We start from the raw sequence: 19,039 nt of genomic DNA on the forward strand, positions 1-19,039 counted from the left end.
TCAATGCATGAATTGTTGTTTCTGCTTCTCCCGGTCGCAGCGGCTTACGGCTGGTATATGGGACGACGCAGCGCTTACCAGAATAAGCAACAGGAAGCGAACCGCCTGTCACGAGAATATGTGGCCGGGGTGAATTTCCTGCTTTCAAACCAGCAGGACAAAGCCGTCGATCTGTTTCTCGATATGCTGAAAGAAGACAGCGGAACGGTTGAGGCGCATCTGACGCTTGGCAATCTGTTTCGTTCACGTGGTGAGGTTGACCGCGCTATACGTATCCATCAGTCGCTGATGGAAAGCGCTTCATTAACCTACGACCAGCGACTTCTTGCGATTCAGCAGCTTGGCCGCGACTATATGGCCGCAGGCCTTTACGATCGCGCAGAGGATATGTTCAGTCAGCTAACGGATGAAACCGATTTTCGCATTGCCGCCCTCCAGCAGCTTTTACTGATCCATCAGGCGACCAGCGACTGGCAGAAAGCGATTGATGTTGCGGAGAAGCTGGTAAAGCTGGGAAAAGAGAAGCAGAAGGGCGAAATTGCGCACTTCTATTGTGAGCTGGCGCTGCAGGCAATGAGCAGTGACGATCTCGATCGCGCCATGTCGCTGCTGAAAAAAGGCGAAGCGGCCGATAATCAGAGCGCGCGCGTTTCCATTATGATGGGGCGCATTCTGATGGAGCAGGGGGAGTATGCGAAAGCAGCACAGCGCCTGCAGCGGGTGCTGGATCAAGATAAAGAGCTGGTCAGTGAAACGCTGCCTATGCTGGAAACCTGTTATCAGCGGCTGGCACAGCCAGAAGTCTGGGCTGGTTATCTGCAGCGCTGCACCGAGGAGAATACCGGTGCCGCCGCCGAGCTCTATCTGTCAGATATTCTTGAACAGCAACAGGGTCCGGAAGCGGCGCAGCTCTATATTAATCGCCAGCTGCAGCGTCATCCTACTATGCGTGTTTTCCACCGGCTGATGGACTTTCACCTGCATGAAGCGGAAGATGGTCGTGCAAAAGAGAGTCTGATGGTTCTGCGCGATATGGTCGGTGAGCAGATCCGTACCAAACCACGCTATCGCTGCCATAAATGCGGCTTTACCGCCTACGCGCTCTACTGGCACTGTCCATCCTGCCGGGCGTGGTCTTCAATAAAACCGATCAGGGGACTTGACGGGCAGTAACCGTAATTTTTAAAAAAAACAAGCCAACTAGTTACAACATGCCTTTCATGCAATTCTATTCTGGTCAGCCAAAGAGCGGCGGAAAGCTTAACAGGTTGCATTGGCGGCCCATAAGATTGTTCTGCCGCAGCATGGCAGGTAGAATGCAGGCCGTTTGTTGCCCTGTGCCTGTTTATGAGGAAACGTTATGTCTGTAACCCCTTCACCCATTCTGGTGGCGCTCGACTACAGTAATCTGGATGACGCACTGCGCTTTGTCGATCGTATTGACCCTGCTCAGTGTCGCCTTAAAGTAGGCAAGGAGATGTTCACGCTGTTTGGTCCGTCAGTGGTCCGGACATTACAGGCACGCGGATTTGATATATTTCTTGATCTGAAATTTCATGATATCCCCAATACCACCGCGCATGCCGTAGCTGCCGCCGCAGAACTGGGCGTCTGGATGGTCAATGTGCACGCGAGCGGGGGAGCACGTATGATGCAGGCCGCCCGCGAGGCGCTGGTACCTTTTGGAAAAGATGCACCGCTGATCATTGCTGTAACCGTACTGACCAGCATGGATGAAGAGGATTTACGCGGGCTGGGCATTACTTTGACGCCGGCACAACAGGCAGAACGTCTGGCGCGTCTTACCCGTCAGTGTGGGCTGGACGGCGTTGTCTGCTCAGCTCATGAAGCGGTAGCCTTTAAACAGGCATTTGGCAGTGAATTTGCCCTGGTCACACCCGGTATTCGTCCGGCAGGCAGCGAAGCTGGCGATCAGCGCCGTATTATGACGCCCCTGCAGGCGAAGCAGGCCGGGGTTGACTATATGGTGATCGGTCGTCCGGTTACGCAGTCAGCCGATCCGGCTGCCACGCTGCAGCAGATCATTACATCGTTAGAGGAGGCGTAATGGCCCAGGACAATCCACTGGTTTACTCCACTGACAGCGGGCGTATTGCGCCGGCAGAAGAGAAGCCACAGCGACCGCGCGGCGACGGTATTGTACGCATTCAGCGTCAGACCAGCGGACGTAAAGGCAAGGGCGTTTGTCTCATCACCGGTATCGATCTGGACGATAACGCGCTGGCTACCCTGGCCGCTGAACTCAAGAAAAAGTGCGGCTGCGGTGGTTCGGTCAAAGAGGGCGTGATTGAGATTCAGGGTGATAAACGCGACCTGCTCAAAACCCTGCTCGAAGCTAAAGGGATGAAAGTTAAACTGGCGGGCGGTTAATGAAAGCGGGCCACGCTGGGTGGCCCGTACAAAATTATATCTGCTGTGTAGCCTGCAAAAATTAACGGTCGATTTGATGGCCGATGATGCCGCCCACCGCCGCGCCACCAACGGTGCCCAGACCACTGCCGTTGGTCAGTACTGAACCACCAATGGCACCGGCACCGGCACCTATTGCCGTATTACGATCGCGCTTAGACCAGTTTGAACAGCCGCTCAGCGCAACAACTAATGTTGCTGCCAGCACGGCAACGGATACACGTTTCACTGTTGTAGTCATAACTATCTCCTTGATGATTGGCTCAGAGGCAACAGCAATAAGTATAGATGCCAGACGGCAAAGTTCGTCATTCCCGGATGGAAAAGTTGGACAAAGCCGCGCGGTTTATGCTGCCTGCGCACAGTAAAAACCCTGAAACCGGGTGGCCCTGTTTACTTTTCATCGTTGCAGAGTATCGTCAGACAGAAACCGCCGGATCTGCGCCGCACTTATCAGGATACAGCGACTTTCCACAAAGCATTCAGCCATTCTTTCCATAACATCCGGTCTCTTCTCTGAGCACAATCTCTCTATCACAGACTGGTGGAGAACAATGATGCTGGAAACGCTAAAGCAGCAGGTCCTGGAAGCGAATCTCGATTTACCCCGCTATAACCTGGTGACGTTTACCTGGGGCAACGTCAGCGCCATTGACAGAGAGCAGGGGGTTTTGGTGATCAAGCCTTCCGGAGTGAGATATGAAAAGATGCAGCGGGATGACATGGTAGTCGTTGATCTGCAGAGCGGTGCGGTGATTGAAGGTGCACTGCGCCCGTCATCTGACACGGCAACGCATCGTGCGCTCTATCAGGCCTGGCCAGATATTGGCGGCATTGTTCATACGCACTCCCGGCATGCCACAATCTGGGCGCAGGCAGGACGCGATATACCCGCCTGGGGCACGACACATGCTGATGATTTCTACGGCACGATCCCCTGCACCCGCGCCATGCTGCGCATGGAGATCGATCAGGAGTATGAGTGGAATACCGGACAGGTCATTATCGAAACCTTTGCCCATCGAAATATCCAGCCGGCTGCTGTTCCTGCGGCGCTGGTTAACTCTCACGGCCCTTTTGCATGGGGCAGCGATGCAGCCGCGGCAGTACACAGTGCGGTGGTCCTGGAAGAAGTCGCCTATATGGCGCTGCATACCGAACAGCTGCGCGCTGAATTACCCCCCATCTCACAAAATCTGCTGGATCTGCACTATCTGCGCAAGCACGGCAAAAATGCGTGGTATGGACAATAAGGCTGTTCTCAGTAAGCCAGGCGCCTGCGGGCGCTTTTTTTATTACTGCGTCAGTAAATTCCTGGTCAGAAATATCGGTTTTATTCGCACACCCCGCGCTAAATCATCTTTATTCACAACGCGTTAGGCGATCTCATGTAGTCTGGCTCCCGCTCGACTATACCCTGAAATGGCGCTAATGATTATTCACCCCCCTGTTAAGGGATACTTCTGGATTTTACTTTATAAATCAATCTCTCATTTGGTCTGGCCTCACTCTGCATTACGCTGATGTGGCGTTAAACGCATCACATAAATATTAGAGGATGAGACTATGACCGTTATTAACCAACCAACCTGCCGCCTGTTTACCGAAGCGGGACAGACTACCCAACTTGTTGCCTACTACGAAGAAGGGCGTCGCACCATGTGGATGATGTTGCGGGCTCAGCCACGCCCAAGCTTCAACCATGAATTAATCGAGGAGATCATGAACCTGAGCTATACGGCTCAGCGTTCCGGACTGCCGATCGATTTCTGGGTAACCGGCTCTTTAGTTCCACAGATGTTTAACGCCGGTGGCGATCTGCGCTTTTTTGTTGAGTGCATTCGCAACAACCGTCGTGAGGCGCTGCGGGCTTATGCCCGGGCCTGCGTTGACTGCATTCACTCGGCGGCGCGCGGGTTTGATACCGGCGCGGTAACGCTGGCGATGATCGAAGGCAGTGCCCTTGGCGGAGGCTTTGAGGCTGCGCTGGCGCACCATTTTATTCTGGCACAGAACAGCGCGCGGATGGGTTTTCCGGAGATTGCGTTCAATCTGTTCCCGGGAATGGGGGGCTATTCGCTGGTCGCGCGTCGCTCCGGCATGAAGCTGGCAGAAGAGCTGATTTGTGAAGGAGAGTCGCACAGTGCGGAGTGGTATGAAACACGCGGCCTGGTCGATAAGGTATTCCAGCCGGGTGAAGCGTATCGCGCCACGCGCACCTTTATCGACACCTTACGGCCTAAGTTAAATGGTGTGCGTGCCATGCTGAAAGCGCGTCAGCGCGTGCTGCAGCTGTCACGTGCTGAACTGATGGATATTACGGAGGACTGGGTAGATTATGCCTTTACGCTTGAACCCAAGGATATCGCCTACATGGAGCGCCTGGTGCAGTTACAAAACCGCCACAGTGCTTCATTACGTAAAGCCGGATAACACGTCCGCGCAGCGTTAAACACGGGCAGGATGCTTCAGCCAATGCCCGAGCTGTTCTGCGGGCATTGGTTTGGCGTAATAATAGCCCTGGCGCCCATCCACACCGTTAGTGAGAACAAATTTTTCTTCCGCTTTGGTTTCAATACCCTCTGCAATCACCTGCAGCTCAAGGGCTTTGGCAACCGCCACAATCGCGCGCACTAAAGATTGCGAAACCGGTTGTTTATTGATATCCCGGACAAAACTCTGATCCAGCTTAATGGCATCAATGGGTACCCGTGCCAGCTGGGAAAGAGAGGAGTAGCCGGTGCCGAAATCATCGAGATGTACCTGCGCCCCAAGCTCCTGAAACTGTTTCATGAGCTTAAGCGCCCCGGCTTCATTCTCAATCAGGCAGCTTTCGGTTAATTCAATATCAATCGGGGATTCCGTCAGGCCGGCTTCGCTCAGTGCATTTTTCAGATCGCTGTAAATGCTCTGATCGATAAGCTGCTTCGCGGAAACATTGACGGCAACGCGCAGAAAAATACCTTCACTGCGCCATTTTATAATCTGTTGCAGCACATTAAGCATGACCCAGCGGCCCAGTGGAACAATCAGGCCGGACTCTTCAGCATAGGGGATAAAGTCGCCAGGCGAGACCATACCGCGTTCCGGAGAGTTCCAGCGTACCAGAGCTTCAGCGCTGCGCACCTCGCCGTCGCGATCAACCTTAGGCTGGTAATAGACCACCAGGTGATCCTGCTCCAGCGCTTTACGCAGGTTAGTATCGAGCCAGAGGTATTCAAAGACCCGCTTGTTCATTTCACTGGTAAAGATGCAGAACTTACCGCGCCCGTTTTCTTTAGCGTGATACATTGCCGTGTCAGCATTGCGGATCAGGCTTTCGCGATCCTCGCCATGCAGAGGGGCCAGCGAAATCCCGATTGAGCAGCCGCTGTAAACTTCAATCAGCCCGATGCGGAAGGGCTGCCGCAGCCGCTCAAGGATGCGCGACGACATCGCCTCCAGCGCCGCCTGACTGGTATGTTCAGCCAGTACCACAAATTCATCGCCGCCAAGACGCGCCAGCGTCTGGTCTTTACCCAGACAGCTGAGAATAGCCAGCGATACCGCCTGCAGCAGCTGATCGCCGAACATATGACCGTACGCGTCATTTACCTTCTTGAAATTGTCGAGATCGAGGTAGACCACACCGGTCTGGGAACCGTTCGCCAGCTCCAGTGCCAGGCTAATTTGCTGATGAATAGCGTTACGATTAGGCAAACCGGTGACCGTATCGGTATTTGCCAGCACCCGGAGCCGCTCCTGCGCCCGTCGCTCTTCGGTAATGTCTGTCCCGGAACAGATGAGGAAAATTTCATTTTTCCCGCTGCCACTGTGAACGAACTTATTACGGAAGAGAAACAGTCGCTGACCCTTTTTGGTCTTAACCCAGCGCTCGACTTCATACGAATTTCCGTCGCGGAAAAAACCGGTGATATTACGGCGCGAAGCCTGCGCTTCCTGCCGGGTCATAAAGAGCTGAAATACATTGCGGCCGATAACTTCCTGCTCTTTCAGACCGGTATACTCTTCACTCAACCGATTAAAGCGCTGAATGTTACCGCGCTGATCGAGGATAACAATAACCGAGTTGGCTTCGGATACCACCTGTTCGGCGAAAGAGAGTCCCTGAGTCAGATCGCGTGCCACTGATGACGTATCACCCCATGCAGATGCGGTGCCGGCCCAGGTAGACTGGTTCACCTTGCGTCCGACAAAGTGCATTGGCACCGGGGTTCCGTGCAGCGGCAGAGTAAGATTGATGCTGGAGGTAATCACCGTCATCGCCCGTAACAGACTGGCCTGTGCCGGGGTAAGCGAAACGGCCAGGTTGGTATTGGCATTCTCATCTTCGGCAAAATGCAGTGCGTCACTGTCAGAGGTTAACCGCCAATGGGGGCTGGTGGTGCCAAACAAGGCATACAGCAAAGTTTGCCCCTGTTCATCGGTCATGTAAACGTCCTCCGGCCATGTCTCTAAGACTCTATCTCATTATTTTAGCAACAGTATTCAACCTCCTGCATAAGCACAAGATGCAAACCGAATATATTTTTGTTTTTATTAAAGAATGGCACGAAAAAGCCCCGAAAACGGGGCTTATGGTGATCAGCAGGGACATCTGCCAGGGTTTCCGGCCTGGCTCGGAAAGCGTGCATCAAGACAGTGCCGGTGAAAGGTACGTTCATCCATGGGCGGCGTTTCAGGGTGGTGGCAGCGCATATGCTTCAGATAAGTTTGATAGTCGTGTACGCCAACCATTAAACGAAAGCTTTGCTGCAACCCTCGCCAGATCTGCTGCCAGCGGGAGAGCGGCGGTGCATCAGTAGCGCACGCTATCGGTAAGCAGCGCTGAATCTGCCAGCCTGCGCCGGGATGCGTCCAGCGATAAATGGCCTCAGACATGACGTACCTCCTTACGCAGTGAAACCTCGGATTCGCGCACGGTAGGCGTGGTACTGCGGAGCGCACGACGAATGACAAAAAAGGCGGCAATCAGCATGACCACTGCGACCAGCATAAAGAATCCGCACAGCGCCGCATTGATTTGATTGCTGAACACAATGGTCTGCATGTCCGCTACGCTTTTAGCCGGGGCAATCACCATGCCGTTATCGATACCCTGCTGAAATTTGCGCGCCTGTGCCAGAAAGCCAATGGCCGGTTTTTCATGGAAAATCTTCTGCCAGCCTGCGGTCATTGAGGTAATAAACAACCATGCGGTGGGCAGAATAGTAACCCAGGCGTAACGCTGTTTTTTCATTTTGAACAGCACGACAGTGCCGAGGATCAGTGCCATAGAGGCGAGCATCTGGTTACCAATGCCAAACAGTGGCCACAGCGTATTAATTCCGCCCAGCGGATCCACCACGCCCTGATAGACAAAAAAGCCCCAGCCCGCGACGGCGACGGTGGTACCGGCCATATTGCCCAGCCAGGAGCGGTTGCTGCCCATTGCCGGGACCACGGTACCCACTAAGTCCTGTACCATAAAGCGGCAGGCGCGGGTACCGGCATCCACGGCGGTCAGAATGAACAGGGCCTCAAACAGAATGGCAAAGTGATACCAGAACGCCATCATCGCGCGACTGTTGAATACCTCGGTGATGATGTGTGCCATGCCCACGGCGAAAGTGGGGGCACCTCCGGCGCGTGAGAGCACCGTGCTTTCGCCCACGTCACGCGCAATGCTGCTCAGCATCTCCGGCGTGACAACAAAGCCCCAGCCGTTAATGACCTGAGAGGCGTTCTCTACGGTGGTTCCAATCAGCGCGGCCGGTGAGTTCATCGCGAAGTAGACGCCCGGGTCCAGCACCGAAGCGCAGATCAGCGCCATGATTGCCACGAACGATTCCATCAGCATGGCGCCGTAACCGATAAACCGGATATGGCTTTCGCGCTCTACCAGTTTTGGCGTGGTGCCGCTGGAAACCAGCGCATGAAACCCGGAAATAGCCCCGCAGGCAATGGTGATAAACAGGAACGGAAAGAGTGCGCCGGAGAAGACCGGACCAGTGCCATCAATAAATTTTGTTACTGCCGGCATCTTCAGCTCCGGCATGGCAAATAGAATGCCAATCGCCAGCCCGACAATGACGCCAATTTTCAGGAAGGTAGAGAGGTAGTCGCGCGGGGCCAGCAGCAGCCAGACCGGCAGCGAAGACGCGACAAAACCGTAGATCACCAGCACCCAGGTCAGCTCTGTGCCTTTCAGGGTAAAGAAGGGACCCCAGTAAGGATCGGCGGCGACGTCTCCCCCATAGATAATCGCTGCCATCATCAGGACAAAACCGATGAGGGAAACCTCAGCAATTTTTCCCGGGCGCAGAAAGCGCATATATACGCCCATAAACAGCGCAATAGGAATCGTCGCTGCAATAGTGAAAAGCCCCCACGGGCTGTTAGCGAGTGCTTTGACCACCACCAGCGCCAGCGCGGAGAGAATGATGATCATCACGCCCAGCGCACCGAGCATCGTCACCACGCCGGCAAAAGACCCCAGCTCCTGGCGCGCCATTTCTCCCAGCGAGCGTCCGTCACGGCGGGTAGAGATAAACAGAATCAGGAAATCCTGTACCGCGCCGGCAAACATAACGCCTACCAGAATCCAGATCGTGCCCGGCAGAAATCCCATCTGCGCGGCCAGAATCGGTCCGACCAGCGGTCCGGCTCCGGCAATGGCTGCAAAGTGATGACCAAACAGCACCCATTTATTGGTCGGAACATAATCCAGGCCATCGCTGAGTCGCTCTGCCGGCGTGCGGCGGCGATCGTCAAGTTCAAAGATGCGGCGGGCGATAAACAGGCTATAGAAACGGTAGGCGATGCTGTAACAGGCTACCGAGGCGATAACCAGCCAGACCGCATTCACATGTTCGCCGCGGCTGAGCGCGAGCATGGCAAATGCGCCAGCACCTATAAACGCCACGGCTAACCAGACGAGGCCGGTTTTGACGTTGTTCATGAGTTAACTCCTTGTAGAGGCCGGAAAAACAGGCAAGCGAAATACAACGAGTTAAAAGTAAGGTAAAAAAATGTTAACGAAAGGTGGTAAAAGCAGAAGTGTGAAGCGCGATACAAATTTAAGCAGAGAAGAAGCAGAGAAGAAGCAGAGAGAAAAAGGCGACGCGGGATAACAGCCGTTATCCCGCGTTATTATTACAGTCAGACTGCCGGGCGGGCAACCACGCTGCGGGTCTCCATGCGCACTTCAGCGATGGTGACGTCAATGATGTCCGTAACGCGATAAACCACTTCACCTTTGATCTGCACCGTGCCGCTCTCCTGCGAGCAGACCAGCTCATCGCGTACCGCATGAATGAACGGTGCCGGAATAAAGGCTACCGCACCATTTTCCTGCAGGCGTACGCGCATACCGCCGCGCGAGACATCAATGATCTCGGCGCTGAATTTGCGCTCGCTGCCGGCGAACGGCGTCAGGAAACGCGCATAGAGCCAGTCGCCCACGTCGCGCTCAGCCATCCGGTTAAGGCGACGACGCTCACCCATGGTAACCGTGACGTCACTTTGCGGACGGGCAATACTCTCGCCGCGCACGATGGCTTTCAGCAGGCGATGATTGATCATATCGCCAAACTTACGGATCGGTGAGGTCCACGTCGCGTAGGCATCCAGACCCAGGCCAAAGTGCGGGCCAGGTTCGGTACCAATTTCAGCAAAGCTCTGGAAACGGCGAATACGGCTGTCGAGATACTGAGTCGGCTGCGCGTCCAGTTCGCGACGCATCTGGCGGAACCCTTCCAGCGTAGTGATGACCTGCGGATCAACGGTAATACCGTGGCCAGCCAGCACGCCTGCAACCTGTTCAGCGTTGGCCAGGTCAAAACCGGTATGCAGGTTATAGATGCCAAAGCCCAGTTTCTTCTGCAGCACGGTCGCCGCGCAGATGTTAGCCAGAATCATCGCTTCTTCAACCATGCGGTTAGCGATACGACGATGTTCAGCGATAATATCCAGTACTTCACCTTTCTCTCCCAGCAGGAAGCGGAAATCAGGGCGATCTTTGAATACCAGTGCATGCGTCTGACGCCATTCGCTGCGCGCCAGGCAGAGACGATGCAGCAGACGGATCTGCTCAGCAATCGCGTCATTTTCCGGCTGCCAGCTGCCGCTGTTTTCCAGCCAGTCTGAGACGTTGTCGTAAACCAGTTTGGCTTTCGATTCAATCCAGGCAGCAAAGAACTGCACGTCATCGGCGAGCGCACCATCCGGCTGGACGGTGACCCGGCAGGCGAGCACCGGGCGTTTTTCATGCGGACGCAGCGAGCAGACATTGTCGGAGAGCTCGCGCGGCAGCATCGGAATGTTAAAGCCGGGGAGATAGTTGGTAAACGCGCGCTGTGCAGCCAGTTTATCAAGCTCGCTGCCTTCTGCTACGTAAGCCGTGGGATCGGCGATAGCGATGGTCAGCAGCAGGCTGCCATCCGCCTGCGCTTCAGCATAGAGCGCATCGTCCATATCCTGGGTGCTGGCGCTGTCGATCGTGACAAAGTTCAGCGCGGTCAGGTCTTCACGCGTCAGCTGCTCATCCAGCATCCCGCCGCATTCACTCTCTGGTGCCTCGCGCTCCAGATTATGACGCGACAGCGTAACCCACCACGGTGCCAGAGGATCGTCCGCGGTAACGATAAATTCAGTCAGCTCAGCATAAAAGCCGCGATCGCCTTTTAGCGGGTGGCGACGCATCTCAGCCACAGCCCAGTCGCCATTCTGGAAATCGTGCGTCAGACCGCGCACGGCGCGACACTGAATCGCATCTTTCAGCAGCGGATGGTCCGGTACGATTGAAAGACGATCGTCTTTTTTCTGCACCCGGCCGACGAAGCGCGTCAGAAACGGCTCAATCAGGGCATCCGGCTCAGCACTTTCACGATCTTTATCCGTGTGGATCACCGCGGTGATACGATCGCCGTGCATCACTTTCTTCATTTGCGGTGGCGGAATGAAGTAGCTTTTCTGAGCATCAACTTCAAGGAAGCCAAAGCCTTTTTCTGTGCCTTTCACAACGCCTTCGGCGCGCGGAGTCTGCGCGTGAAGCTTCTCTTTCAGCTGCGCGAGCAGCGGGTTATCCTGGAACATAATTTAGTCAGTTTCGTGGCCTAAGAGCGGTGGACAGTTTTACGCGAATCAGGGGCGCGCGGCAAGGTTAAAACGGGTTAAAAAGCCGCAGAGCGCGGCTTTTGTTTCAGAGAATAACGCGTAATCAGGCGATACGCTGCGTGGGCAGGGCGGCGCTAAGCGTGAGCTTCACCGGCACCGATTTAGAGGTCGGCGTTCCGCTGATATCGCCGTAGCTTGAGAGCGGTACCAGCGGGTTGGTTTCCGGATAGTAGGCTGCGAGATTCCCGCGCGGAATATTGTACGGCACCAGTTTAAAGCCGCTGACGCGACGGGTCAGGCCATCATTCCAGAGTGTTTCGATATCCACCTGCTGGCCTTCGGTAAAGCCCAGTGCCGTCATATCGTCCGGATGAATAAACACCACTTCGCGCTGACCATAGACACCACGATAGCGATCGTCGAGGCCGTAAATCGTGGTGTTGTACTGATCGTGCGAACGCAGCGTCTGCAGCGTAAACGGCACAGTAACGTCGCTGCCCAGCTGAGGAAACAGCGAGTCGGGCAGGGCGGACGCGCTGAATTCAGCACGCTGCGATGGCGTGTTAAAGCGCAGATCTGCCGCCGCGTTACCGAGATAAAAACCGCCAGGCTGGTCGCACTTTGTATTGAAATCAGCAAAGCCCGGGATCGTTGCGGCGATATGATCGCGGATAATATTGTAGTCCGCCGCCATGCCGAGCCAGTCGATATGATCGCTGCCCAGCGTCGCGTGGGCGATACCTGCCACAATGGCGGTTTCTGAACGCTGCGTCTCCGCCAGCGGGATGCCCACGCCTTCTGAAGCGTGAACCATACTGAATGAGTCCTCAACGGTAATGAACTGATTACCACCAGCCTGACGATCGCGCTCGGTGCGGCCCAGCGTAGGCAGAATCAGCCCTTCATGACCCGGCACCAGATGACTGCGGTTGAGCTTGGTGCTGATATGCACCGTCAGACCACAGTGCTGCAGCGCGGCTTCCGTAACCGGAGAGTCGGGCGCTGCCGCCGCCAGATTGCCACCGAGAGCAATCAGCACTTTCACTTCATCACGCAGCATGGCGCCCAGCGCTTCAACGGTATTGTGACCGGCATTACGCGGGGGTTCAAAACCAAAATGGGCGCCCATGGCATCAAGGAAAGGCTTAGAAGGCTTTTCATCGATACCCATGGTGCGGTTGCCCTGCACGTTGCTGTGGCCACGTACCGGGCAAAGGCCGGCACCTTTTTTACCCAGCTGACCAAACAGCAGCTGCAGGTTGACGATTTCGCGCACGGTGTCGACGGAGTGCTTGTGCTGTGTGATCCCCATCGCCCAGGTGATAATGACCCGTTCCGCACTCTGATAAATCGCTGCGGCTTCGCGAATTTGCGCTTCGCTCAGGCCTGACTGCTGCACAATCTGCTGCCACGGGGTGTTATCAACCGCGTCCAGATAGGCCTCAACGCCCTGAGTATTTGCCGCGATAAACGTCTGGTCGAAGATACCCGGCTCACCGGCAGCAAGACGCGCGCGCTCCACTTCCAGCAGCGCTTTTACCATGCCGCGCAGGGCGGCCATATCGCCTCCGAGGTTAGGCTGGTAGTAGGCCGAGCTGATGGTGCCCGCTTTGGATGTCACAACTTCCAGCGGCTTCTGCGGATCGGCAAAGCGCTCCAGTCCACGTTCGCGCAGGGTGTTAAAGGTGACAATTTTTGCGCCGTGATCGGCTGCATGACGCAGGCTATGCAGCATACGCGGGTGGTTGGTGCCCGGGTTCTGTCCCAGCACAAAGATAGCGTTTGCGTGATCAAAGTCGTCAAGACGAATGGTCCCTTTTCCGACACCGATACTGCGTTTCAGACCGCTGCCGCTGGCTTCATGGCACATGTTGGAGCAGTCAGGGAAGTTATTGGTGCCCATGACGCGGCCAAACAGCTGATAGAGCCAGGAGGCTTCGTTACTGGCGCGCCCTGACGTATAGAGTTCCAGCTGATCGGGGTGGTCCATCGCGTTCAGGTGCTGCGCAATCAGCGCAAACGCCGCATCCCAGCTGATGGGTTCGTAGTGGTCGGTAGCGCTGTTATAGCGCATCGGGTGCGTCAGACGCCCCTGATACTCAAGAAAATAGTCGCTCTGCTGATAGAGCGTGCTGACGCTGTGCTGAGCAAAAAATTCAGGCTCAACCACGCGACGTGTCGCTTCCCAGGTAACCGCTTTGGCGCCGTTTTCACAGAAGCTAAAGGTGCTTTTGTTATCATCACCCCAGGCGCAGCCGGGGCAGTCGAAGCCGCGCGCTTTGTTCATGCGCATCAGATTACGCATGTTTTTCAGGGCGGCTTTGCTGTCAAATACGAAGCGGGTGGTGGCTTCCAGTGAACCCCAGCCGCCGGCAGCAGCGCGGTAAGGCTGAATTTTACGTTTAAATTTCATGGTAGTCGCAGGCTTATTGTTTATGAGTTGTTATCAGAATATGTCTTCTGTTGAAAAGAAGTGTGCGACTGAGGACAGAAGTTGTCTAATTGATTGACTTAATTGAGCGATAGGCGGCGTTTATCGCATCAGCGATAAACTGTGATCTGCTTCAAATTAACATCGCCCTGAGAGACACGCTGCTGCGTAAGCGGCGTAATAGTGGCTAATAATTGCTCTTTCACCCTGTGAAGGAGTGCGTCATGAAACAACTCACCAGCCAGATCCACGCGTTTGGTAAAGCGCTGATGATGCCCATCTCCGTGATCGCCGCCGCTGGCATCTTTCTTGGCCTGGCCGCCGCGCTCCAGAACCCGGCGATCACCGGTGAAGCCTTTGCACAGATGCAGGTGCCACAGCTGATCATCGGCTTTATCCGCAAGGTTGCCGGTGCACTTTTTGCCAACCTGCCGCTGTTCTTTGCCGTTGCCAGCGCAATCGGGCTGGCGAAAGCGGAGAAACCCACGGCCGCTTTTGCCGCCGTCATTGGTTATCTGATGATGAACACCGGCATCAGCGCCACCCTGGCAGCCAAAGGGCTGACCGCCGCAACCACCACGCCGCAGGCGCTGCAGCAGGCGGGGATGGATCAAACCAGCGCGATGATGCTGTCGGCAGAATATATCCAGATGCTGGGCATTTTTACCTACAACATGAGCGTACTGGGCGGGGTGATTGCCGGGCTGCTTACGGTAGTACTGCACAACCGCTTTTATACTCAGCAGCTTCCGGTGGCGATCAGCTTTTTTGGCGGACGCCGCTTTGTGCCGATTATTACCGTGGTTGTGCTGCCGCTGGCGGGCGTGCTGCTGGCGCTCATCTGGCCAACTATCGGAGCCGGTATTGCCTGGGTCGGAGAGATGATTGGTAAAAGCGGGCAATATGGCGCCTTTCTGCTGGGAGCGTGCGAACGGCTGCTGATCCCGACCGGCCTGCACCATATTCTGAACGAGACGGTGCGCTTTACTCCGATTGGCGGGATGGCCACCGTCGAGGGACAGAGCGTCGTCGGCGCGCTCAATATCTTTAACAGTTCGCTGACGCATCCGGGGGCGATTCCGGATGACACCGTACGCAGTGCCACGCAATTTCTGGCGCAGGGAAAAATTCCGGTCATGATGTTTGGATTGCCGGCCGCCGCGCTGGCGATCTATCACACCGCCCGGCCTGAACATAAGCAGCGGGTAAAAGCGCTGGTGCTGGCGGGGGCGCTGACCTCATTTACCACCGGTATTACTGAGCCGCTGGAGTTCTGTTTTATTTTTGTCTCACCGGTACTTTATATTCTGCATGCGCTGCTGACCGGTCTCTCTTTTATGCTGATGTCGATGCTGCACCTGATGATTGGCAACGTGCAGGGCGGTGCGATCGATCTGGTGGTATTTGGCATTCTGGGCGGCAGTAAAACTCACTGGTGGTGGACACTGGTACTGGGTGCCTGCTACGCACCGCTTTACTACTACCTGTTCCGCCTGGTCATCACGCGTATGCGGGTAGAGACGCCGGGACGTGAGAGTGAAGAAGATCAGAAACCGCTGCAGGTAACGGCAGACGAGCGTACCAGAGTCATTATCAGCGGGCTGGGCGGCGAAGCGAATATAGAGGAGGTCGATTGCTGCTTTACCCGCCTGCGGGTTCGCGTCAAAGCAATGAATGAGGTGGTTGATCAGACGCTGCTTTCCACCGGGGCTAACGGTGTTAACCGCGTCACTGAACATGACGTTCAGGTGATCTATGGCCCGCAGGTTGAAAAGATTGCTAATGAGGTCAAGCAGGCGCTGGGCGTAAGCTGACTTATAAGCCTGCTAATAGTGAATATCGCAATCATTGTTAAACGCGCCGGGCTGATATTTGCGATAGTGGCGTTGCCCTTTCAAGAGCTAAGCCATTGCGAGTGCCGGAGATAAGCGCCGGATAGGGCATTATCCTGAAGCTGCCTGCGGGCAGCTTTTTTGTGCGCACCGCTAACCGGTCACTCAGCGCAAAGCGCATAAAAAACCCACCTCCCGGTGGGCTGACTGAAAACAACGCCGGCTGTTTATGCCGTAAAACGCATTTACAGGTATCCGGAATGAATCAGTAACACGTCCCGCCAGCATGGTGTGAGCCTGTACCGCCGTGAGGGTGGGTCCCTTTAGGACAGGCAACCGCTGCCGTTGAAAATACAAATGCTGCCGTTAAAACCAGAAGCGTGGCGACTTTTTTCATTTTTATTGTCCTTTTGCTGTGTGCAATCTTTGCACACACAATGTATCAGAATAATCCTATAAGTAAATGTTTATTTATCATCTTTGCTTATGCATTGGCTGGTGGCTATATCGCTCATAGCGCGTGCTGATTTAGTCATACCAGGCGGGAAAAGCAGACAGTCTGCCGGCCCGCGCTTTTACTGCGGTATGCCACTGCCTCTCTGCATCAGCGGGTTGCGAATATGTTATAATCAGGTAATGCATTAAAATGTATTGACGGGCAGCGTCAGCACGCAACAGGCTCTGTTCTGAGCACATCAGAAAGTGTCTGATAACGCAGTTATCCGCCGTTAGCTCATTGGACAGAGCGCTGGCTACTTAGGGCAGAGAGCGGGGTTAAAATCCCCGACGGCGGTCCAGCCTGACTTTTCAATAATCAAAGCTCTGCATCAGCCGCGCTTTTATGTTTCCGCCGGAAACCTCTATCGATCGTCATTATATAGCTTGCCAAACTTCTCGATATCGCTTTTCAGAAACATGCCGTGATGTGCAGGATCGGGAAATCCGCACATGCGTTTTTTACCGGTACACCGATCGCTACTGTTCCACTTGCGGATAGTTTTTACTGAGCGTCGGAATAATGCCGCTGTCTCTTCAACCATCATATAGGGCGATTCCATATCTACTCCTTTTGCAGTCAAAGATAAATAAATATAGTTTTGATTGCGATGATTGCGATGATTGCGATGATTGCGATGATTGCTGTGATGGTGATGATTAGAGGGAGTGGGGTGATCATGCGGCGCTGACATTTGCAGCTGTTAGCAGGAGCCTGGCTCCGGTCGACATTAGCGCATCACGGCTTACGTACCCGGTAAGGCCAAAGTCTGACAGGAAAGGATTCCAGATCAGTAGTATCGAACGTTTGTTACTTCCATTTACTGCCTTGCCAGTATCGGCGCGGATGAAAGACAACCTTCCATTTGTGATGGACCTTACCTCTGTGAATAAAGACCGAGCCATGCTGAACCATCTGACGGAAGTATTTGCCGGTTTATTTGCTTCTTCGCTCGCTTCTAAAATCTACGGTGTAATGTCGCTGTATGGCGGGTTGCACTAGGTGATTCCGATCGGAAATTGTGCCGCTCAGTCTTGTTTAAGCGCATCGTCACTGTTCAGTGAGGTAAGTTGGCAGCAAGTAGTTGAGCTGGCTGGCTGCAACGTCTGCTACAAATCGGAACTCATGATTAAGGGCGACGAAGATTTCTGGTGGTATCTGCCACAAATCGCAGATGTCGATCGGGGTGTGGCTGTCATGATAACCGGCAATGGGATACAACACTTCGGACATAACAGCTCCTCACGCAGAGCGCGGTAGTGAATAGGGTAGTTAGGGTATTAGTGACAGAAATCGACTTTAAATTTGTGTTCGCAGGCGGGGTACTCAACTTCAACATCAGTGGTTCGAGACGTATCGTGCTTAAAAAATCTCAGCCCTTCTCCCATTAACCCGAAAGTCGTCATCCTGTTCATTTAAATCAAAATATTCCTTGTATTCTGGGCAATCGATATAGAGATTGATACTCCAGTTAGCGTATATCTTGCTCATGTCGCTCCCTTAAACTGCTTAGCCCGCCTTACCTCTCCTAATAATCTTCACCATACTCTTTTTGGAGAAGCTTGCTTTACTTATAGGCTCCTCGCAGTAGTGGCATTTTCCGGTAAATTCGATCGCTGTCTTTGGGCGGTTAGCCAGCGCAATTTCAACATTGAGCATTTCAAAATCTGACGCATCATCTGCAATGTCGTACATAATGATTTTCCAGATAATAGGCAATAAAAAACCCCGCCGAGACGAGGTTTAAATATATTTAATCCATAGAGGATTAAAAAATTGATCTAATAAAAAGCAATTAATCAAGTTTGGTTGTGATTAATTTTCCGGGCTGGAGTTAAGTGGAGGTGTTCTTTTCTTCTTTGGCCTGAATGATGCAGGCGGCCATCATGGCTTCTAAACTATATCTTCTGTAGAACTTTACGAATCCTTTGTAGAATACTATAGCTGTTGCTGCTGAGGTTATAATTAGAGGGGCGCCAATGGCGAAATTCAAAACCAACTTCAAATAAAGTAGCAACCAAAAAAGAACTAATGCAGCCATAGAAATATTTCTTGTGAAACCATATAAAGCGACATAGTTTTGAAGCTTATTTGCGTGCTGCTCCGAGTTCTCAAAGGAGAAGTGGTATATTAGTCTAAATGAGTCTCCATCAAGGCCAGTGGTTTCATTCATGCTGGCTGTGTCTACAAGGAATCTATCGTTAAGTATTTTCTTGCATGCTTCAAATACCGGAGCTTTTAATTTGAAGCTCATTTCCTCATCTTGACGAAAGAAAAAGAAAATCGCATCAAACGCCGAAATCGGGAAGGTTAGTATAAATATAAGTATTTTCGCAGCTAGCTCAATTTTTTTACTGAAAGAGAAGTAGCACTTCTTTTTGGATCCAGAAATAAGATAGGTTGAAGGGTAACCATTTTTATATTTAGAGTACATTTCTATAACGGAGGAGGACGATAAAGATAAAAGGTGTCCGGTAATGTAAGAGGAAATAACCAAAGGAAAGAGGTTTAATATGTCGCCGAGAGAATTATTTTTTGGAAGTTGCTTGTTTAACTCAAATGCAATACTCCAATTATAATGAGAGCCGAGAAAAAATAAAGTGTATAACAAAAAAGCACCGGGGATTAGGTATCCCAGAAAGTCATAGAACGAAAAGGGGTTTTGTTTCATGATTTGCTCTGAGTAATATCCGACATTATGGCTTCAAAGCTTTTCAAGAAAACACTCTAAATGTCAAGTTTTATTTATATTTT

Annotated in this window: 17 protein-coding genes and 1 tRNA gene; 7 read left to right on the forward strand and 11 right to left on the reverse strand. The window is 53.3% G+C overall.

The genetic code is table 11. The features are described 5' to 3' along the window. Positions 1 to 3 precede the first annotated feature (3 nt). From lapB to yciH, 3 genes are all read left to right on the forward strand, one after another. A complete protein-coding gene (lapB, locus tag SB719_RS03080; protein WP_065649273.1) occupies positions 4 to 1,173 on the forward strand; it encodes a lipopolysaccharide assembly protein LapB in 1,170 nt (389 codons plus the stop codon). 187 nt (positions 1,174 to 1,360) lie between these two features. Then, positions 1,361 to 2,068 (forward strand): orotidine-5'-phosphate decarboxylase, encoded by a 708-nt coding sequence (gene pyrF, locus SB719_RS03085; RefSeq protein ID WP_412158872.1) that lies wholly within the window; start codon positions 1,361 to 1,363, stop codon positions 2,066 to 2,068. Next, complete coding sequence (gene yciH / locus SB719_RS03090; protein ID WP_304232953.1) at positions 2,068 to 2,391, forward strand: stress response translation initiation inhibitor YciH; 324 nt, start codon at positions 2,068 to 2,070, stop codon at positions 2,389 to 2,391. The genes pyrF and yciH overlap by 1 nt, the downstream gene beginning before the upstream one ends. A 61-nt stretch (positions 2,392 to 2,452) precedes the next feature. Here the strand turns inward: yciH and osmB are convergent, their stop codons facing one another. After that, a complete protein-coding gene (gene osmB / locus SB719_RS03095) occupies positions 2,453 to 2,671 on the reverse strand; it encodes an osmotically-inducible lipoprotein OsmB (RefSeq protein WP_039384556.1) in 219 nt (72 codons plus the stop codon). Positions 2,672 to 2,987: 316 nt separating this feature from the next. Between osmB and araD the strand changes: the two genes are divergently transcribed. Both araD and SB719_RS03105 read left to right on the forward strand, forming a co-directional pair. Then, positions 2,988 to 3,683 (forward strand): L-ribulose-5-phosphate 4-epimerase, encoded by a 696-nt coding sequence (gene araD / locus SB719_RS03100; RefSeq protein WP_314688689.1) that lies wholly within the window; start codon positions 2,988 to 2,990, stop codon positions 3,681 to 3,683. A 313-nt stretch (positions 3,684 to 3,996) separates the two neighbouring features. Continuing rightward, positions 3,997 to 4,863 (forward strand): crotonase/enoyl-CoA hydratase family protein, encoded by an 867-nt coding sequence (locus SB719_RS03105; RefSeq protein WP_065649276.1) that lies wholly within the window; start codon positions 3,997 to 3,999, stop codon positions 4,861 to 4,863. A gap of 15 nt (positions 4,864 to 4,878) precedes the next feature. Here SB719_RS03105 and pdeR read toward each other — a convergent pair whose 3' ends face one another. From pdeR to SB719_RS03130, 5 genes are all read right to left on the reverse strand, one after another. Beyond that, the gene (gene pdeR, locus SB719_RS03110) at positions 4,879 to 6,861 is read right to left on the reverse strand and encodes a cyclic di-GMP phosphodiesterase (protein ID WP_065649277.1); all 1,983 of its coding nucleotides are present in this window, start codon (positions 6,859 to 6,861) and stop codon (positions 4,879 to 4,881) included. 153 nt (positions 6,862 to 7,014) lie between these two features. After that, on the reverse strand, positions 7,015 to 7,311 hold the full coding sequence (locus SB719_RS03115; RefSeq protein WP_304232960.1) for a YbdD/YjiX family protein: 297 nt from the start codon (positions 7,309 to 7,311) through the stop codon (positions 7,015 to 7,017). After that, complete coding sequence (locus tag SB719_RS03120; protein WP_314688686.1) at positions 7,304 to 9,370, reverse strand: carbon starvation CstA family protein; 2,067 nt, start codon at positions 9,368 to 9,370, stop codon at positions 7,304 to 7,306. Before SB719_RS03120 ends, SB719_RS03115 begins: the two co-directional genes overlap by 8 nt. 200 nt (positions 9,371 to 9,570) lie before the next feature. Next, a complete protein-coding gene (locus SB719_RS03125) occupies positions 9,571 to 11,505 on the reverse strand; it encodes an exoribonuclease II (RefSeq protein ID WP_065649280.1) in 1,935 nt (644 codons plus the stop codon). Between the two features lie 124 nt (positions 11,506 to 11,629). Further along, on the reverse strand, positions 11,630 to 13,939 hold the full coding sequence (locus SB719_RS03130; protein ID WP_304232965.1) for an FdhF/YdeP family oxidoreductase: 2,310 nt from the start codon (positions 13,937 to 13,939) through the stop codon (positions 11,630 to 11,632). 242 nt (positions 13,940 to 14,181) lie between these two features. Between SB719_RS03130 and SB719_RS03135 the strand changes: the two genes are divergently transcribed. Together SB719_RS03135 and SB719_RS03140 are read left to right on the forward strand one after the other, a co-directional pair. Next, positions 14,182 to 15,771: a PTS transporter subunit EIIC gene (locus SB719_RS03135; RefSeq protein ID WP_412158873.1), complete on the forward strand. Its 1,590-nt coding sequence runs from the start codon at positions 14,182 to 14,184 to the stop codon at positions 15,769 to 15,771. A 740-nt stretch (positions 15,772 to 16,511) separates the two neighbouring features. Beyond that, a tRNA-Lys gene (locus SB719_RS03140) sits at positions 16,512 to 16,586 on the forward strand. A 63-nt stretch (positions 16,587 to 16,649) separates the two neighbouring features. Here the strand turns inward: SB719_RS03140 and SB719_RS03145 are convergent. The 5 genes from SB719_RS03145 to SB719_RS03165 form a co-directional block, all read right to left on the reverse strand. Further along, positions 16,650 to 16,847, reverse strand: coding sequence for a hypothetical protein (locus SB719_RS03145; protein WP_304232970.1), 198 nt, complete (start codon positions 16,845 to 16,847; stop codon positions 16,650 to 16,652). Between the two features lie 115 nt (positions 16,848 to 16,962). Beyond that, positions 16,963 to 17,190: a DNA N-6-adenine-methyltransferase gene (locus tag SB719_RS03150; protein ID WP_412158874.1), complete on the reverse strand. Its 228-nt coding sequence runs from the start codon at positions 17,188 to 17,190 to the stop codon at positions 16,963 to 16,965. A 145-nt stretch (positions 17,191 to 17,335) separates the two neighbouring features. Further along, positions 17,336 to 17,518 (reverse strand): DNA N-6-adenine-methyltransferase, encoded by a 183-nt coding sequence (locus tag SB719_RS03155; protein WP_412158875.1) that lies wholly within the window; start codon positions 17,516 to 17,518, stop codon positions 17,336 to 17,338. A 276-nt stretch (positions 17,519 to 17,794) separates the two neighbouring features. Next, complete coding sequence (locus SB719_RS03160; RefSeq protein WP_412158876.1) at positions 17,795 to 17,980, reverse strand: hypothetical protein; 186 nt, start codon at positions 17,978 to 17,980, stop codon at positions 17,795 to 17,797. Positions 17,981 to 18,119: 139 nt separating this feature from the next. Beyond that, positions 18,120 to 18,956 (reverse strand): hypothetical protein, encoded by an 837-nt coding sequence (locus SB719_RS03165; protein ID WP_412158877.1) that lies wholly within the window; start codon positions 18,954 to 18,956, stop codon positions 18,120 to 18,122. Positions 18,957 to 19,039 lie beyond the last annotated feature (83 nt).

The organism is Pantoea sp. SIMBA_079, from assembly GCF_046940275.1.
In the GTDB taxonomy this organism is placed as follows: Bacteria; Pseudomonadota; Gammaproteobacteria; order Enterobacterales; family Enterobacteriaceae; genus Pantoea; species Pantoea borealis.

Excerpts from the sequence above, each read along its gene's own strand:
- lapB (WP_065649273.1), top strand. The coding sequence starts at position 4 with ATGCATGAATTGTTGTTTCTGCTTCTCCCGGTCGCAGCGGCTTACGGC.
- pyrF (WP_412158872.1), top strand. The coding sequence starts at position 1,361 with ATGTCTGTAACCCCTTCACCCATTCTGGTGGCGCTCGACTACAGTAAT.
- yciH (WP_304232953.1), top strand. The coding sequence starts at position 2,068 with ATGGCCCAGGACAATCCACTGGTTTACTCCACTGACAGCGGGCGTATT.
- osmB (WP_039384556.1), bottom strand. The coding sequence starts at position 2,671 with ATGACTACAACAGTGAAACGTGTATCCGTTGCCGTGCTGGCAGCAACA.
- araD (WP_314688689.1), top strand. The coding sequence starts at position 2,988 with ATGCTGGAAACGCTAAAGCAGCAGGTCCTGGAAGCGAATCTCGATTTA.
- SB719_RS03105 (WP_065649276.1), top strand. The coding sequence starts at position 3,997 with ATGACCGTTATTAACCAACCAACCTGCCGCCTGTTTACCGAAGCGGGA.
- pdeR (WP_065649277.1), bottom strand. The coding sequence starts at position 6,861 with ATGACCGATGAACAGGGGCAAACTTTGCTGTATGCCTTGTTTGGCACC.
- SB719_RS03115 (WP_304232960.1), bottom strand. The coding sequence starts at position 7,311 with ATGTCTGAGGCCATTTATCGCTGGACGCATCCCGGCGCAGGCTGGCAG.
- SB719_RS03120 (WP_314688686.1), bottom strand. The coding sequence starts at position 9,370 with ATGAACAACGTCAAAACCGGCCTCGTCTGGTTAGCCGTGGCGTTTATA.
- SB719_RS03125 (WP_065649280.1), bottom strand. The coding sequence starts at position 11,505 with ATGTTCCAGGATAACCCGCTGCTCGCGCAGCTGAAAGAGAAGCTTCAC.
- SB719_RS03130 (WP_304232965.1), bottom strand. The coding sequence starts at position 13,939 with ATGAAATTTAAACGTAAAATTCAGCCTTACCGCGCTGCTGCCGGCGGC.
- SB719_RS03135 (WP_412158873.1), top strand. The coding sequence starts at position 14,182 with ATGAAACAACTCACCAGCCAGATCCACGCGTTTGGTAAAGCGCTGATG.
- SB719_RS03145 (WP_304232970.1), bottom strand. The coding sequence starts at position 16,847 with ATGGAATCGCCCTATATGATGGTTGAAGAGACAGCGGCATTATTCCGA.
- SB719_RS03150 (WP_412158874.1), bottom strand. The coding sequence starts at position 17,190 with ATGGCTCGGTCTTTATTCACAGAGGTAAGGTCCATCACAAATGGAAGG.
- SB719_RS03155 (WP_412158875.1), bottom strand. The coding sequence starts at position 17,518 with ATGTCCGAAGTGTTGTATCCCATTGCCGGTTATCATGACAGCCACACC.
- SB719_RS03160 (WP_412158876.1), bottom strand. The coding sequence starts at position 17,980 with ATGTACGACATTGCAGATGATGCGTCAGATTTTGAAATGCTCAATGTT.
- SB719_RS03165 (WP_412158877.1), bottom strand. The coding sequence starts at position 18,956 with ATGAAACAAAACCCCTTTTCGTTCTATGACTTTCTGGGATACCTAATC.